Here is a 14,283-nt window from a genome sequence, read left to right as displayed (position 1 = left end):
CGACACGACGTCCGAGCCACGCCCCGCCGCTGCGCCGCTCTCGCCACCGCACCGGGCCGGAGCCGCACCCGTCTGCCCGACACGGTTCACCTGCCGTTCACTCTCCCCCGTAGGCGGCTTCACCTGTTCTGCCTAATTTCGGACGTACACGGTGCGCGGCGACAAGCCACGGCACCCCTCCTCATCGCACGCCGTCGTAGAACGAGACCCATCACGGCGGCTCCTGGAAGGAACACCCGAAAGTGAAGCTTCAGCGCAAGAACCGGCTTCGTGCCACCGCGCTCGGTGCCCTCGCCGTCTCCGGCGCCCTGGTCCTCACGGCGTGCGGTTCGGACGACAACACCAACGGCGGCGCGGCCGGCACCGGCGAGAAGACGACCGCCGCGTCGAACGTGGACTGCGGCAAGGCCAAGGGCCAGCTGCGCGCCTCCGGCTCCAGCGCTCAGAAGAACGCCATGGACCTCTGGGTCAAGAACTACATGGCCGCCTGTTCCGGTGTGGAGATCAACTACAACTCCTCCTCCTCCGGCGAGGGCATCGTCGCCTTCAACCAGGGCACCGTCGGCTTCGCCGGCTCCGACTCGGCGCTGAAGCCCGAAGAGGTCGCCGACTCCAAGAAGATGTGCAAGACCGGCCAGGGCATCAACCTGCCGATGGTCGGCGGCCCGATCGCGATCGGCTTCAAGCTGGAGGGCGTCGACAAGCTCACGCTGGACGCTCCGACCCTCGCCAAGATCTTCGACACGAAGATCAAGAAGTGGAACGACCCGGCGATCGCCAAGCTGAACGACGGCGTCGACCTCCCGGACAAGGCCATCCAGGCCTTCCACCGCTCCGAGGACTCCGGCACCACGCAGAACCTCGGCAAGTACCTGGGCGCCGCCGCCCCGAAGGACTGGAAGTACGAGGCCGAGAAGAAGTGGCCGGCCCCCGGTGGCCAGGCCGCGTCCGGCTCCTCCGGCGTCGCCGCCCAGGTGAAGCAGGTCGACGGCGCGATCGGCTACTTCGAGCTGTCCTACGCCAAGTCCCAGTCCATCCCGACCGTGGACATCAACACCGGCGGCGCCGCCCCGGTCCAGGCCACCTCGGAGAACGCCTCCAAGGCCATCGCCGCCGCCAAGATCAAGGGCACCGGCAAGGACCTGGCGCTCGACCTCGACTACACCACCAAGGCCGAGGGCGCCTACCCGCTCGTCCTGGTGACGTACGAGGTCGTCTGCGACAGCGGCAACAAGCCCGAGACGCTCGACACGGTCAAGTCCTTCCTCTCCTACACCGCCTCCGACGACGGCCAGAAGATCCTGACCGACGCCGGCTACGCGCCGATCCCGGCCGAGATCAACGCCAAGGTCCGCGAGACCATCGGCTCCCTCTCGTAACACCCGCGGCGGCCGGTCCGGGCTCCCCGGACCGGCCGCTCACCGGCCCCGCCCCCGCGACGCGAACCGCCGCCACCGACGCACCCCGTCATCCCCGGCGCACCCCGTCGCCACCGGCGCGAGCCGCCCCGACGCCCGCGCCACCGGCGCGGACCGTCACCGGCAGGCCGGCCCGGCGCACCCCTCCGGACCGGCCCGCCGCCCCGACCCACCCGCCCCACTCTCCATCCGGTGCACCGCCGCCAGGGGAGCCCCCGGCTCCCCCACACAGACCGGAAAGACCATGGCTTCCACCACACCGATAGACACGCCACCGGCGCCGCCGGTCGACCGCCCCCGCCCCCGGGCCGCCGGGCGCATGGGCGACAAAGTCTTCCTGGGCCTCTCCCGGGGCTCGGGCATCCTGCTGCTCGTGATCATGGCGTCGATCGCCGTGTTCCTCACGTACCGCTCCGTCATCGCCATCTCGAAGAACGAGGGCAACTTCCTCACCACCTTCGACTGGAACCCGGCCGGCGACCCGCCGGTCTTCGGCATCGCGGTCCTGCTCTTCGGCACCGTCGTCAGCTCGATCATCGCGATGGTCATCGCGGTTCCGATCGCCGTCGGCATCGCCCTGTTCATCTCGCACTACGCGCCGCGCAAGCTGGCCGCCCCCATCGCGTACGTGGTCGACCTGCTGGCCGCCGTGCCCAGCATCGTCTACGGCATCTGGGGCGCCCTGGTCCTGGTGCCGTACCTGGAGGGCCTCAACCTCTGGCTCGACCAGTTCTTCGGCTGGACGTACGTCTTCGACAAGACCGAGGTCGGCGTCGCCCGCTCGCTCTTCACCGTCGGCATCCTCCTCGCGATCATGATCCTGCCGATCGTGACCAGCGTCAGCCGCGAGGTCTTCCTCCAGGTCCCGAAGATGAACGAGGAGGCCGCGCTCGCGCTCGGCGCCACCCGCTGGGAGGTCATCCGCCTCTCGGTGCTGCCCTTCGGACGCTCCGGCATCATCTCCGCCTCGATGCTGGGCCTCGGCCGCGCGCTCGGCGAGACGATGGCCGTCGCCACGGTCCTCTCCCCGAACTTCCTCATCTCGCTGCACGTGCTCAACCCGGGCGGCGGGACGTTCGCCCAGAACATCGCGGCGAAGTTCGGCGAGGCCGACGCGTTCGGGCGGGACGCCCTGATCGCCTCCGGCCTCGTCCTCTTCGTCCTCACCCTGCTGGTCAACGGCGCGGCCCGGCTCATCATCGCCCGCCGCAAGGAGTACTCGGGGGCCAACGCATGAGCCACGCACCCACCGGCGTCATGGAACGCCCGCAGCCCGCACCGCCCGCCCCGAAGAGCAGCCTCGGCAGCCGCTCCCTCCCCCGCCTCGCGCCGATCGGCTTCGCCGTCCTCGCGGTCGTGCTCGGCGTCGGCCTCTCGCTGGCCGCCGGCTGGGAGAGCCGCATCCAGTGGGGCCTGCTCTCGGCCCTGTTCTTCCTGGTCGTCTCCTACGTCGCCACGACGGTCGTCGAGAACCAGCGCCAGGCCAAGGACCGCCTCGCCACCAGCGTGATGTGGGTCTGCTTCCTGGTCGCCGTCGTCCCGCTCGCCTCCCTGCTCTGGACGACGGTCGTCCGCGGCGCCGAGCGCCTGGACGGCTACTTCCTCACCCACTCGATGGCCGGTGTGCTCGGCTCCGAGGCCAGCGGCGGCGTCTACCACGCGCTGATCGGCACCCTGCAGCAGGTCGGCATCGCCACGGTGATCTCCGCCCCGCTCGGCCTGCTGACCGCCGTCTACCTCGTCGAGTACGGCAAGGGCTCGCTGGCCAAGGCCGTCACCTTCTTCGTCGACGTGATGACGGGCATCCCGTCCATCGTCGCCGGTCTCTTCATCCTGTCGATCATGCTGATCGCCAACCTGGAGCCGTCCGGCCTGATGGGCGCCCTCGCCCTGACGATCCTGATGATCCCCGTCGTGGTCCGCTCCACCGAGGAGATGCTCAAGCTCGTCCCCAACGAGCTGCGCGAGGCGTCCCTCGCCCTCGGCATCCCGAAGTGGCGCACCATCCTGAAGGTGGTCCTGCCCACCGCGATCGGCGGCATCACCACGGGCGTCATGCTCGCCATCGCCCGTATCGCCGGTGAGACCGCGCCGATCATCCTGCTGGTCTTCGGCAGCCAGCTGATCAACACGAACCCCTTCGAAGGCGCCCAGTCCTCGCTGCCCTTCTACATCTACGAGCAGTACAAGATCGGCGAGGCCGCGTCCTACGACCGCGCCTGGGCCGCCGCCCTGGTGCTGATCGCCTTCGTCATGATCCTGAATCTGGTGGCCCGCGGCATCGCCCGCTGGAAGGCCCCGAAGACCGGTCGCTGACGCGGCCACAGCGACCTCCCGAAAGAAGCAGTGATCTCCATGGCCAAGCGCATCGACATCAGCGGCCTCACCGCCTACTACGGCAGCCACAAGGCCATCGAGGACATCTCGATGACCGTGGAGCCCCGCTCCGTGACGGCCTTCATCGGGCCGTCCGGCTGCGGCAAGTCCACCTTCCTGCGCACCCTGAACCGGATGCACGAGGTCACCCCCGGCGGCCGCGTCGAGGGCAAGGTGCTGCTGGACGACGAGAACCTCTACGCCTCCAACGTCGACCCGGTCACCGTGCGCCGCACGGTCGGCATGGTCTTCCAGCGCCCCAACCCCTTCCCCACCATGTCGATCTTCGACAACGTGGCGGCGGGCCTGCGGCTCAACGGCAGCTACCGCAGGAGCGAGCTGAACGACGTCGTGGAGAAGTCCCTGCGCGGCGCGAACCTCTGGAACGAGGTCAAGGACCGGCTCAACAAGCCCGGCTCCGGCCTCTCCGGCGGCCAGCAGCAGCGCCTGTGCATCGCCCGCGCCATCGCGGTCGAGCCGGACGTCCTGCTGATGGACGAGCCGTGCTCCGCGCTGGACCCGATCTCGACCCTGGCCATCGAGGACCTGATCGGGGAGCTGAAGGAGCGCTTCACGATCGTCATCGTGACGCACAACATGCAGCAGGCGGCCCGCGTCTCGGACCGCACCGCCTTCTTCAACCTCGCGGCGGTCGGCAAGCCCGGCCGCCTCATCGAGATAGACGAGACCGAGCGGATCTTCTCCAACCCCTCGGTCCAGGCCACGGAGGACTACATCTCCGGCCGCTTCGGCTGAGCCGCCCCGGCCCGGCCGCCCGGCCGGGCCCCCGGCTCCCCGCCCCCGATACGGCCTTGCGGTGCTGCATGGCGGTGCCACCACAAGGCGAAAAGGGTCCGCCCCCGTACTCGTACGAGTACGGGGGCGGACCCACACGTGTCAACGGCCGGGCTCCACCGTTCAGCCGAAGAGCAGCAGGACCGCCCCGTAGCTCAGCGCGGCGACCAGGGCCGCGGCGGGCATGGTGATGAACCAGCCCAGGATGATGTTCTTGGCGACGCCCCAGCGCACCGCGTTCACCCGCTTGGTCGCGCCGACGCCCATGATCGCGGAGGTGATGACGTGTGTCGTGGAGATCGGGGCGTGGAACAGGAACGCCGAACCGAACATGATCGACGCGCCGGTCGTCTCGGCCGCGAAGCCCTGCGGCGGGTCCAACTCGATGATCTTGCGGCCGAGGGTGCGCATGATGCGCCAGCCGCCCGCGTACGTGCCCAGGGAGAGCATCACGGCACAGGCGATCTTGACCCAGACCGGGATCTCGTCGTTGGGCCCCTCGACGTCGGCGATGACCAGGGCCATCACGACGATGCCCATCGTCTTCTGCGCGTCCTGGAGGCCGTGGCCGAGCGCCATACCGGCCGCCGAGACCGTCTGCGCGATCCGGAAGCCGCGCTTGGCCTTGTGCGGGTTGGCCTTCCGGAACATCCACATGATGCCGACCATCACCAGATAGCCGACGACCAGGCCGATGATCGGGGAGAGGAACATCGGGATGACGATCTTCTCGACCACACCGGACCAGATGACGTCCGTCCCGCCGGCCAGCGCCGCCCCGACCATGCCGCCGAACAGGGCGTGCGAGGACGAGGAGGGAAGCCCGTAGTACCAGGTGACGAGGTTCCAGATGATCGCGCCGACCAGCGCCGCGAACAGGATGCCCATCCCCTTCTGCCCGACGGGCGTGGCGATGAGGCCCTCGCTGACGGTCTTGGCGACCCCCTGGCCCAGGAAGGCGCCGGCGAGGTTCATCACCGCCGCCATCGCCAGAGCCGCACGCGGGGTCAGCGCCCGGGTGGAGACCGAGGTGGCGATGGCGTTCGCCGAGTCGTGGAAGCCGTTCGTATACGTGAAGCCGAGCGCGACACCGATGGTCACGATCAGCGCAAAGGTGTCCACGAGGTTCAGGACTCCTTGACCGCGATGGTCTCCACGGTGTTGGCGACGTGCTCGAACGCGTCGGCCGCCTCTTCCAGCACATCCACGATCTGCTTGAGCTTCAGCACCTCCATGGCGTCGTACTTGCCGTTGAAGAGCTGGGCCAGCAGCTTGCGGTGGATCTGGTCGGCCTGGTTCTCCAGACGGTTGACCTCGATCCAGTACTCCGTGAGGTTGTCCATGGTCCGCAGCCCCGGCATGGCCTCGGCGGTCAGCTCCGCCGCCCGGGCCAGCACCTCGATCTGCTGCTCGACGCCCTTGGGGAGCTCCTGGACCTGGTAGAGGACGACCAGGTCGACGGCCTCCTCCATGAAGTCCATGATGTCGTCGAGCGAGGACGCCAGGTTGTAGATGTCCTCGCGGTCGAACGGTGTGATGAAGGAGGAGTTCAGCTGGTGGAAGATCGCGTGGGTGGCGTCGTCCCCCGCGTGCTCCGCTGCCCGCATACGCTCCGCGATCTCGACTCGGGAGGCAGAATCCGCCCCGAGCAGTTCCATCAGGAGTTTCGAGCCCGTGACAATGTTGTCCGCGGAGGCGGAGAACATGTCGTAGAAGCTCGTCTCCCTGGGGGTCAGACGAAAGCGCACGTGGGGTCCTCGGGGTGCTTTGGATTCGGTCAGGCTGATGCTAGGCGCATCATCCGGCCACGGCTAACCGGCGTTGTTCAGTGTCGCCCATCGAACACCGCGATCAGCACGGACCCCCGGTCACGTTTCCGCGGGATTCGTTACGATATACCCGGCAGGGGTATAAGAGGACGTATGAGGACAACGGGAGGACGCAGATGACCACGACCGGGACCACGGGGACGGAAGCGGCGGGCGCGACGGCCCCGGACGCGGGGGCGGCGGCAGCGGTGGGCATCGTCACCGACCACGACCGCGGCCTGCACGGCTACCACCACCAGAAGGACGAACACCTCAAACGGCTGCGCCGCATCGAGGGCCAGATCCGCGGCCTCCAGCGCATGGTCGACGAGGACGTCTACTGCATCGACATACTCACCCAGGTGTCGGCCTCCACGAAGGCGCTCCAGTCCTTCGCCCTGCAACTGCTGGAGGAGCACCTGCGCCACTGCGTCGCCGACGCGGCCGTCAAGGGCGGCGACGAGATCGACGCGAAGGTCGAGGAGGCCACGAAGGCCATCGCCCGTCTGCTCCGCACCTGACCTCCTGACGCCCCGGACGGCCTCCCGCGGCCCGGCGGGCGGGAGCGCCGACGACGGTACGGGGTGGCGCGGCGGTCTCGGGCGTCACCCCGGCCGGCCACGGCCGTACGCGGCTTCGGCCGTCATCTCCGCCGGGAGCCCTGCCGGGGGACCGTCGCCCGGCACTCCGCGCGCCCGACGTCGAGCACTTCGTCGATACGGTCGTGGCTGAGGCGTTCCTCCCGGGCCGCCGACGCGGCGATCATCAGTTCGCCGCACAGCTCGATCTCGGCGAGGGCCGCACGGTCCTGAGCGTTCGGAGTCCTGAGCGTCACCACCTGCCTCCCCTCTCTCTGCCGTTCTCTCCGCCGTCCCGCGACCGTCCACCGGCCCCGGGCACACCGGCTTCCCAGCCTAGGGAACGCGAGGGGCGCCGCGCATGGCACGGACGGACCATTTGCGCCCCCTCCCAACCGGCCCCACCGCCCGGCCCGTCCCGCCCACTCCCCGCCATCTCAGCCCTGCCGGATCCGGCCGGTGTAGAGGGAGTCCTCGTCCGGCAGCACCACCGTGACCGGGAGCCCGAACCCGTACAGCAGCAGCGTCGAGACCACCGACACCTCCGGGCCCTCGGAGGAGAAGGTGAAGCGGTGCCGGACCTTCCGCAGCCGGCCCTCCTCGTCGAGGTAGGCGTCGAACGGAACGGCGTCCTTGCTGAACCCTTTCGCCGCCGCGCCGAGCGCCCCGCGCGACCGCGGCGAAGCGGCCCCTGCCGCCCGCCCCAGATCCGCGACCCCCCGGTAGTGGTGCACCCTCACCCCGGCCAGCTCGGACTCCCCCGCATACGTCACATCGGCCGCGCCGCGCAGCAGTTCGGCCGCCGCCATCGGGTCGGTGACACCGCCGGTGACGAGGTTGCCGTCCTTCAGCGTGGTCGTGTCGACCCTGACCCACTTGTCGTCGGGCACCCCCGCGCCCCGGTTCTTCATGTACAGCGCCCCCGGGGCCAGCAGTTCGGTGATCGACCGGTGCCCGTCCGTCTCGGCGCCCTCGGGCAGCACCACCTTGATCCGCCCCGTCTGCTCGCGGAAGTCGTACGCCCCCTGCCCCCGGATGGTCACCCGCGTCCCGCCGGCCGCCGTCTCCATGGACGTACGGGTCCGCGCACCGCCCGCCGCGACGAGGACGTCCGCCGCCCGGCCGAGCAGATCGAGGGGGCGTTCGGCGGCCACGGAACGCTGCCCGGAACCGTCGCCCGCGCCGCTCACCGCGCCCCCGCCGGCGCATCCGGCGGCGACCGCGATCACCCCGGTCGCGGCGAGGGCGCGAACAGCACGGGCCCCGCCTCCGCCCCTGTACCGCTGCACCACCATCGCCTGCCTACCCCCAACGACTACCGCCCGGCCGAGCCCCGCACCCGCTCCGCATAACGACCGCCGCCTCCCCCCGTCACGCCGACCCGGGTCCGCGGATCGCCGGGGCCGGGCCCTTCCCGCCCGCGACCCCCCGTTCGGCGGCCGCGGCCAGTACCGTGGACGGGTGCATGAGGATCCCCCCGCCCCGGCCCGCACCACCGCCGCCCCGCGCACCGTCACCCGGCCCTTTCCGGCCCCCGCGACGCCCGCCGTCGCGCCGCGGACCCCGGCCGGGGCCGCTCCGGAGCCCGCACCGGCCTCCCCGGACGGCCCGCCTGGCGGGCACACCACCACCACGATCGAACGCGGCTCGTTCTGCCTGGCCCGCTGTTCCTGCGGCTGGGCGGGGCCGGCGCGCAGGTCCCGGGACCGGGCCCGTACCGACGCCGCCGACCACCTCGCCGCCCCCTGACCGCCACCGGCCCCCGGCCGGCATCGGCCCGCTGACCGCCACCGGCCCCGGCCGCACCGGTCCGGTCCGGTCCGTACAGCGCGCTCCCGCGCCCCGCACCCCGGGGCCCGTACAGCACGATCCCCCGGGCGCCGGAAGCGCCCGGGGGATCGGGAGAAGCGGGGACCGGGACGGGCGGGACGCCCGCGGAACGGTCCGTCAGGCGGCCAGGTCCTTCTCTCCGGGGTCGCCGCGCCGGTAGCCGGGCCGCGGCTCGGGGATGCCGCGCGCGCCGCCCCGCTGCCCGTCCGCGTACGCCACGTCGGCGTTCTTCGACCGGACGACCCAGCCGACGCGCGGCGACCGGGCGATCGCCGCCATCAGCGGGGTCAGCAGCGCCATGGCGAGCGGGGCCAGCAGCAGGGCCACGGCGGTGCCGAGGGCGAACCCGCCGATCACGTCGGTCGGGTAGTGGACGCCCATGTAGACCCGGCTGAAACCGGCGAAGAGCGCGAGCCCGATCGCGACGAAGCCGAACTTCCGGTTCGCCACGAAGATGCCGACCGCGATGCCCATCGCCAGGGTGGAGTGGTCGCTGACGAACGAGAAGTCCGTCTTGCCGTGGATCAGGACCTCAAGACCCTCGTGGTCGTTGAAGGGGCGCGGCCGTTTGACGAAGCCGCGGATCGGGATGTTGACGAGGATGGCCAGGGCGGCGGCGAGCGGCGCCCAGACGATGGCGGCGGCGGCCGTCACCGCGTCCTCGACCGTGCCCCGCTTGCGCATGCTCCACCAGCACCACAGGCCGACCAGGACCAAGCCGAACATGATCCCGTACTCGCCGACGAACTCCATGACCCGGTCGAACCAGGTCGGAGCGGCCTTCGCGAGGCCGTTGATGTCGTAGAGCAGACCGACGTCCGGGTTCGACCCGTCGAGTTCGAGTCCAGCCATCTGCTGCGGCCCCTTGCCTTGTCTGCTTCATCTGCTGCGACGCGCGTCCTTGCCCGCCGCCGTGGTCGAACCCCCGTGTCCGGTGCGATCCGTCACCGCACCGCACCGCATAGCCCGGTCCGTGCGCGCGCCGTTCCCTGTCCAGGGAACGGCCCGGCCGGCGTGTGCGTTCCGCTCTCCACCGAATGATCACCATGACGTTATCGAAGAGTGACTCGTCGTCGCAGCTCAGGGCCCAGGCTTCACGGAGAGTTCCGGCCACGGCCGACTGCCCGTCAAAGCCCCCCGCCACTCCGGAAGCGCGCGAGACATGGATCACCCCGTCGGCAGGTCGGTCGGCAGGGCGGCGGCGCCGTCCTTGGTGACCCGTGTCGCACCGAAGTAGTCCGGTGTGTCGATCTTGTCGAACCGGATGACCGCCCCGGTGAACGGTGCGTTGATCATATAGCCGCCCCCGACGTACAGGCCCACGTGCCGGATGGCGCGCGAATTGGTCAGGTCGTCGGAGAAGAACACCAGGTCCCCCGGGAGCAGCTCGTCCCGCGAGGGGTGCGGCCCGGCGTTGTACTGGTCGTTGGCCACGCGCGGCAGCTCGATGTCCACCGTCCGGTACGCGGCCTGGGTCAACCCTGAGCAGTCGAACCGCCCCTGCTGCTCGGGGGTGCCGTTGCCGCCCCACAGGTACGGCGTGCCGAGCTTCTTCTGGGCGAAGTAGATGGCCGCGGCGGCCTGCCGGGAGGGTGCGACCCGGCCGACGGGCCGGGCGAAGCTCTTCTCCAGCGAACGGATGATCCTGACGTAGTTCTGGGTCTCCTTGTAGGGGGGAACGCCGCCGTACTTGATCACCGCGTACGCCCCGGCGTTGTACGCGGCCAGCATGTTGCTCGTCGGGTCGCCCGGCACCTTCTTCACGTACCCGGCGATCTCGCAGTCGTACGAGGCGGCCGAGGGGATCGCGTCGGCCGGGTCCCACACGTCGCGCCTGCCGTCGCCGTTGCCGTCGATACCGTGCGTGGCCCAGGTGCCGGGGATGAACTGGGCGATGCCCTGGGCGGCCGCCGGGCTCTGGGCCCGCGGGTTCCAGCCGCTCTCCTGGTACAACTGCGCCGCCAGCAGCGCCGGGTTGATGGCGGGACAGAGGTTGCCCCACTTCTGCACCAGCCCCTGGAACCGCGCCGGCACCGCCCCCTTGGCCAGCGCTACGGCGCCGCCGCCCCCCGAACCGGCGATCCCGGCGGCGGCGGAGTACGTACCGACGACGAGCAGCGCCAGGAAGCACATGACCATGCCGACGCCGATGCCACCGAACACCCAGAATTTCCGCACCCCACAACCATCCCCCATCGAGGCGTGCTTCAGAGCCGTTTTCGAGGGTGTGTACGAGTCATCCGCGGCACACCACCGGCGCACCCGAAGCACACGGGGGCGTCGGCGGCTCACCGGCACCAGAGACGACGGGTCCTCAGCCGCCCTCTCCCGACCAGAAGTCGGAGCGGACGTTGGGCCGGGGCAGCGGATAGACGCCCTCGTAGGCGGGCCCGTTCGGTTCGGAGGCGGGGGCGGCGACCTCCGACTTCTTCACGCACGGGCTGTCGGCCTCCAGGAACGCCTGCCCTTTCCCGCGGAAGGAGACGCTGACACCGAATCCGCTCCGGGTGACCGCGTAGACCGCCGGGAACTTCTCGTCCTTGTTGACGGCCTTGATCCGGTAGTCGTTCTTCCGCCAGAACGTCTCCGCGCGGTCCAGGAACGTCTGACGGCGCTCGGGCGAGACGATGGTCATGACGGTCCGGCGGCGGGTCACCCCGCAGGCGCGGGTGGTGGTCGGCCCGTGCGCCCACTGCACCTCGGGGTCGATGCCAGCCAGGACGGCGTCCAGCAGGGCGTCGGACTCCTCGGCGGCCTCCTGCATGTCCATCCCCTTCTCCTTCCCGCTCCCCGCCCCGCTCTCCTGCCCCGTGCTCACGTCGCCCCCGCGCGACCCGCTCTCGCTCCCGCACCCGGACAGCGGAACCCCCAGGGCCAGGACCACCGCGACGAGGGGCAGGGCCCGCTTCGCTCGCCTCACTTCGGTTCCTCCATCTTGAGCCGGTCGGCGTTGCCCGACACGATCAGGGCGATGCTGTCCGCGGAGACGGCGTCGCGCTCCGGGCTGAAGTAGTTCGAGTGCGAGTCCAGACTGATGCCGCCGCCGCTGACGAGCGGGGGACCGTCCGCCACCGGGAAGCGCCGCGCCCCGAACGCCTTGCTCGCCGGATCCTTCCCGAACCACAGGTCGTCGTCACCCGGATCGGCCAGACCCCCGCCGAGGTACGCCCCGCCGGGCCCGCCCAGGGCCAGCCCGATCCCGCCCACCACGACCTGCGTCTTCGAGGGCAGCTTGGTCACCGGGTCGTTGGCGGCGGCCCCGACGAAGACGTGCTCGCTGCCGACGCCGAGGTCCACGGCGTGGTCGACGCCGACGCCGGGGCTGCCGACCAGGATGATGTCGTCGACCCCGGGTATCCCGCCGGGCCGGGCCGCCGCGGCGCCCACGGTCCGAGACCCGTAGGAGTGCCCGATGGCGGTCAGGTGCGGGTCCTTGTTCCGGTTGGTCACGGAGATCCCGTCCATGAAGTCGCGGTAGGCCGCCCCGCCCTTCTCGGCACGCCCGGTCCCCATGACGGCGAAGTATCCCGCCACCCCGTCCTTGTCCGGCAGCTGCGGCGCGTCGTACCCGAGCCAGACGATGGACGCCGTCGACTCGTCGTACCCCTGCGCCCCGATCGCGGTGTCCCGGGCCCGCCCTAGGTCGTTCTCGGCGAACTCCTGGTCGAGCGAGGTGTTGAGCCCCGGTACGTACGCCGACACGTGCTGCGAGGCGTCCGGGTTGCCGAAGGAGACGATGGCCCTCCCGTTGCCCTCGTCCCCGATCCCGATGAGGTACATCGGCGGCTTCCCGTTCTCGTCCAACTGTCGTTGGATCTCCCGCAGCCCCGCCAGCTGGTCGCGCGCCTTGTCGGTGTCGACGCCCTCCAGCTTGTCGATCAGCGCCGGGAGGTTGCGGCGGTTGGCGGCGTCGCGGGCGAGGACCGGGATGCCGTCGAGGTTGCCGATCCGTTCCGGGACCAGCTCGATGTACCGCTCCCGCTCCTCCGGCGAGAGCCCGTCCCACCACGCCTTGCGCCCGGCGGGCGTCGCACCGAGCGGAATCCGCCCGCTGAGGTGCGCGCGCTCGGCATCCCGCACCTCGGCGTCGACCCGTGCCCCGGACCCGGGTATCGCCATCCCGGCGCCGGCGCCCCCCACGGCCTTGTTCCAGTCCCAGGCCGCACCGATGTAGTCGCCCCGCGCCCACTTCTCCTGCGCGCCACGGGTGTCGCGCCCCCACGCGTCGACGATCCTCCGCCCGGCCTCCCCCGGCCGCAGAACGGCGTCGACGACCCCCTGGACGTCGCCCCCCAGCCCGTCCCCGACCAGCCCTCCGAGGAACCCGCCGCCGTGGGGCCCGGCGGGTCTACCCGCGTCAACCGGAACGATGAAGTCGGCCGGAGGGAAGGCGGCGCGGTCCTGGGAGGAGCCGGACCCGGCCTGAGACCCGGTGACCCCAGAGGTCCCGGAGGTCCCGGAGACCGCGCCTCCGCTGCCGGTGGGCCGACCGGTGGAACCGGTGGAACCGGTGGAACCGGTGGAACCGGCATTCCCGCTGTTCCCGGTACCGCCGCTGGTGGTCGCCCCGCTGGTGGCCGCGTCTCCTCCGGTGCCGCCGCCGGTCGTCGCCCCTTCGACGCCGCCGCTGGTACCGGTGCTGCCGGTACCACCGGTGAGGCTGGACCCGCTGCCACCGCCGGGCCCGCCGGACCCGCTGCCCTCTCCGCCGCCGGACCCGCTGCCCCCACCGTCGTCCGTGCCGCCGCCCGCCCCGGAGGCGTCGGCACCGGCATCGGCTTCACCTCCCCCGGCCACGACGTCATGCCCCGGCGCCGGGCACGAACTGCCGGTCAGCTCGCAGATCGCGGCCCGGATCTCGGCGGTGAGCTGCCTGCCGGTACCGGTGGCCATCAGCCCGCCGACCAGCGCGACGACGACCAGGACGAGGCCGAGGTACTCCAAGGCGGTCTGCCCGCCGTCACGGCGGAGCCTCATCATCCCGGTGAAGCTGAACAACCGCTGCTCGGCCCGCTGCTCCGGGCCGCTTAGGAACCACCGGCGGCTCTCCGGCCGGCACAGCAGCACGAGGACGGCCGCCGGCATCACGAGTCGCGCGACTCCCACGGGCCCGGCCCCGCCGCCCACCTCCGCGACCGCGCCGAGGACGACCCACGCCTGCACGCCGAGAAGCCCGTACCAGACACGGACGCCGCCCTGACGCACGTACAGCGACAACACGAAGGCGGCGACACCGGGTAACGAGGCGTAGAGCAACAACCCGAGGAGGTACCCGTCGACCGCTTCCACCGAGGACGCCGTCGAAAGGGCCCGGATCGCGCCCACCAGGGTGGCCACGAAGAGGACATGGAGCAGGACGAGCACCGCCTGCAACGACCGGGGCGTCGACCGCCCGCCCGAGCCTGCCACGGCAGCGCTTACCTCGACGCCGACAGGAACCGCGCTTCTTCGTATGCCGGACAAGAGCAGTCCCCTACC

At 71.1% G+C, this 14,283-nt stretch carries 14 protein-coding genes; 6 read left to right on the top strand and 8 right to left on the bottom strand.

Going from position 1 to position 14,283, the window contains the following annotated elements; all coding sequences use genetic code 11:
* Positions 1 to 242: 242 nt before the first annotated feature.
* The 4 genes from pstS (at position 243) to pstB (ending at position 4,550) form a co-directional block, all read left to right on the top strand.
* On the top strand, positions 243 to 1,379 hold the full coding sequence (pstS, locus tag AMK24_RS24485) for a phosphate ABC transporter substrate-binding protein PstS (protein ID WP_073771029.1): 1,137 nt from the start codon (positions 243 to 245) through the stop codon (positions 1,377 to 1,379).
* A 283-nt stretch (positions 1,380 to 1,662) separates the two neighbouring features.
* Entirely contained in the window at positions 1,663 to 2,655 is a 993-nt protein-coding gene (gene pstC, locus AMK24_RS24480) for a phosphate ABC transporter permease subunit PstC (RefSeq protein ID WP_073771028.1), read from the top strand.
* Positions 2,652 to 3,734 (top strand): phosphate ABC transporter permease PstA, encoded by a 1,083-nt coding sequence (gene pstA / locus AMK24_RS24475; protein WP_073771027.1) that lies wholly within the window; start codon positions 2,652 to 2,654, stop codon positions 3,732 to 3,734. The genes pstC and pstA overlap by 4 nt, the downstream gene beginning before the upstream one ends.
* Positions 3,735 to 3,773: 39 nt before the next feature.
* Complete coding sequence (pstB, locus tag AMK24_RS24470) at positions 3,774 to 4,550, top strand: phosphate ABC transporter ATP-binding protein PstB (RefSeq protein ID WP_073771026.1); 777 nt, start codon at positions 3,774 to 3,776, stop codon at positions 4,548 to 4,550.
* A 162-nt stretch (positions 4,551 to 4,712) separates the two neighbouring features.
* Here pstB and AMK24_RS24465 read toward each other — a convergent pair whose 3' ends face one another.
* Entirely contained in the window at positions 4,713 to 5,711 is a 999-nt protein-coding gene (locus tag AMK24_RS24465) for an inorganic phosphate transporter (protein WP_073771025.1), read from the bottom strand.
* 5 nt (positions 5,712 to 5,716) lie between these two features.
* Complete coding sequence (locus AMK24_RS24460; RefSeq protein ID WP_030815607.1) at positions 5,717 to 6,337, bottom strand: DUF47 domain-containing protein; 621 nt, start codon at positions 6,335 to 6,337, stop codon at positions 5,717 to 5,719.
* A gap of 197 nt (positions 6,338 to 6,534) precedes the next feature.
* Here AMK24_RS24460 and AMK24_RS24455 point away from each other — a divergent pair, with 197 nt between their 5' ends.
* On the top strand, positions 6,535 to 6,918 hold the full coding sequence (locus AMK24_RS24455) for a metal-sensitive transcriptional regulator (protein WP_073771024.1): 384 nt from the start codon (positions 6,535 to 6,537) through the stop codon (positions 6,916 to 6,918).
* Between the two features lie 122 nt (positions 6,919 to 7,040).
* Here the strand turns inward: AMK24_RS24455 and AMK24_RS24450 are convergent, their stop codons facing one another.
* On the bottom strand, positions 7,041 to 7,235 hold the full coding sequence (locus AMK24_RS24450) for a hypothetical protein (RefSeq protein WP_073771023.1): 195 nt from the start codon (positions 7,233 to 7,235) through the stop codon (positions 7,041 to 7,043).
* Between the two features lie 177 nt (positions 7,236 to 7,412).
* The gene (locus AMK24_RS24445; RefSeq protein WP_073771022.1) at positions 7,413 to 8,270 is read right to left on the bottom strand and encodes a hypothetical protein; all 858 of its coding nucleotides are present in this window, start codon (positions 8,268 to 8,270) and stop codon (positions 7,413 to 7,415) included.
* A 166-nt stretch (positions 8,271 to 8,436) separates the two neighbouring features.
* Between AMK24_RS24445 and AMK24_RS24440 the strand changes: the two genes are divergently transcribed.
* Positions 8,437 to 8,724 carry a hypothetical protein gene (locus AMK24_RS24440; RefSeq protein ID WP_073771021.1) on the top strand — a complete coding sequence of 96 codons (288 nt, stop codon included), beginning with the start codon at positions 8,437 to 8,439 and terminating at the stop codon, positions 8,722 to 8,724.
* A 198-nt stretch (positions 8,725 to 8,922) separates the two neighbouring features.
* Here the strand turns inward: AMK24_RS24440 and AMK24_RS24435 are convergent, their stop codons facing one another.
* The 4 genes from AMK24_RS24435 to AMK24_RS24420 form a co-directional block, all read right to left on the bottom strand.
* Entirely contained in the window at positions 8,923 to 9,657 is a 735-nt protein-coding gene (locus AMK24_RS24435) for a phosphatase PAP2 family protein (protein WP_073771020.1), read from the bottom strand.
* 315 nt (positions 9,658 to 9,972) lie between these two features.
* A complete protein-coding gene (locus tag AMK24_RS24430) occupies positions 9,973 to 10,968 on the bottom strand; it encodes a C40 family peptidase (RefSeq protein WP_073771019.1) in 996 nt (331 codons plus the stop codon).
* Between the two features lie 151 nt (positions 10,969 to 11,119).
* Positions 11,120 to 11,725 carry a hypothetical protein gene (locus AMK24_RS24425; protein WP_073771018.1) on the bottom strand — a complete coding sequence of 202 codons (606 nt, stop codon included), beginning with the start codon at positions 11,723 to 11,725 and terminating at the stop codon, positions 11,120 to 11,122.
* Complete coding sequence (locus AMK24_RS24420) at positions 11,722 to 14,214, bottom strand: alpha/beta hydrolase (protein WP_073771017.1); 2,493 nt, start codon at positions 14,212 to 14,214, stop codon at positions 11,722 to 11,724. The genes AMK24_RS24425 and AMK24_RS24420 overlap by 4 nt, the downstream gene beginning before the upstream one ends.
* Positions 14,215 to 14,283 lie beyond the last annotated feature (69 nt).

This window comes from Streptomyces sp. CB02366, assembly GCF_001905905.1.
In the GTDB taxonomy this organism is placed as follows: domain Bacteria; phylum Actinomycetota; class Actinomycetes; order Streptomycetales; family Streptomycetaceae; genus Streptomyces.
Note: the sequence above shows the minus strand (reverse complement) of the source record. Positions and strands in the feature narration are given on the sequence as shown.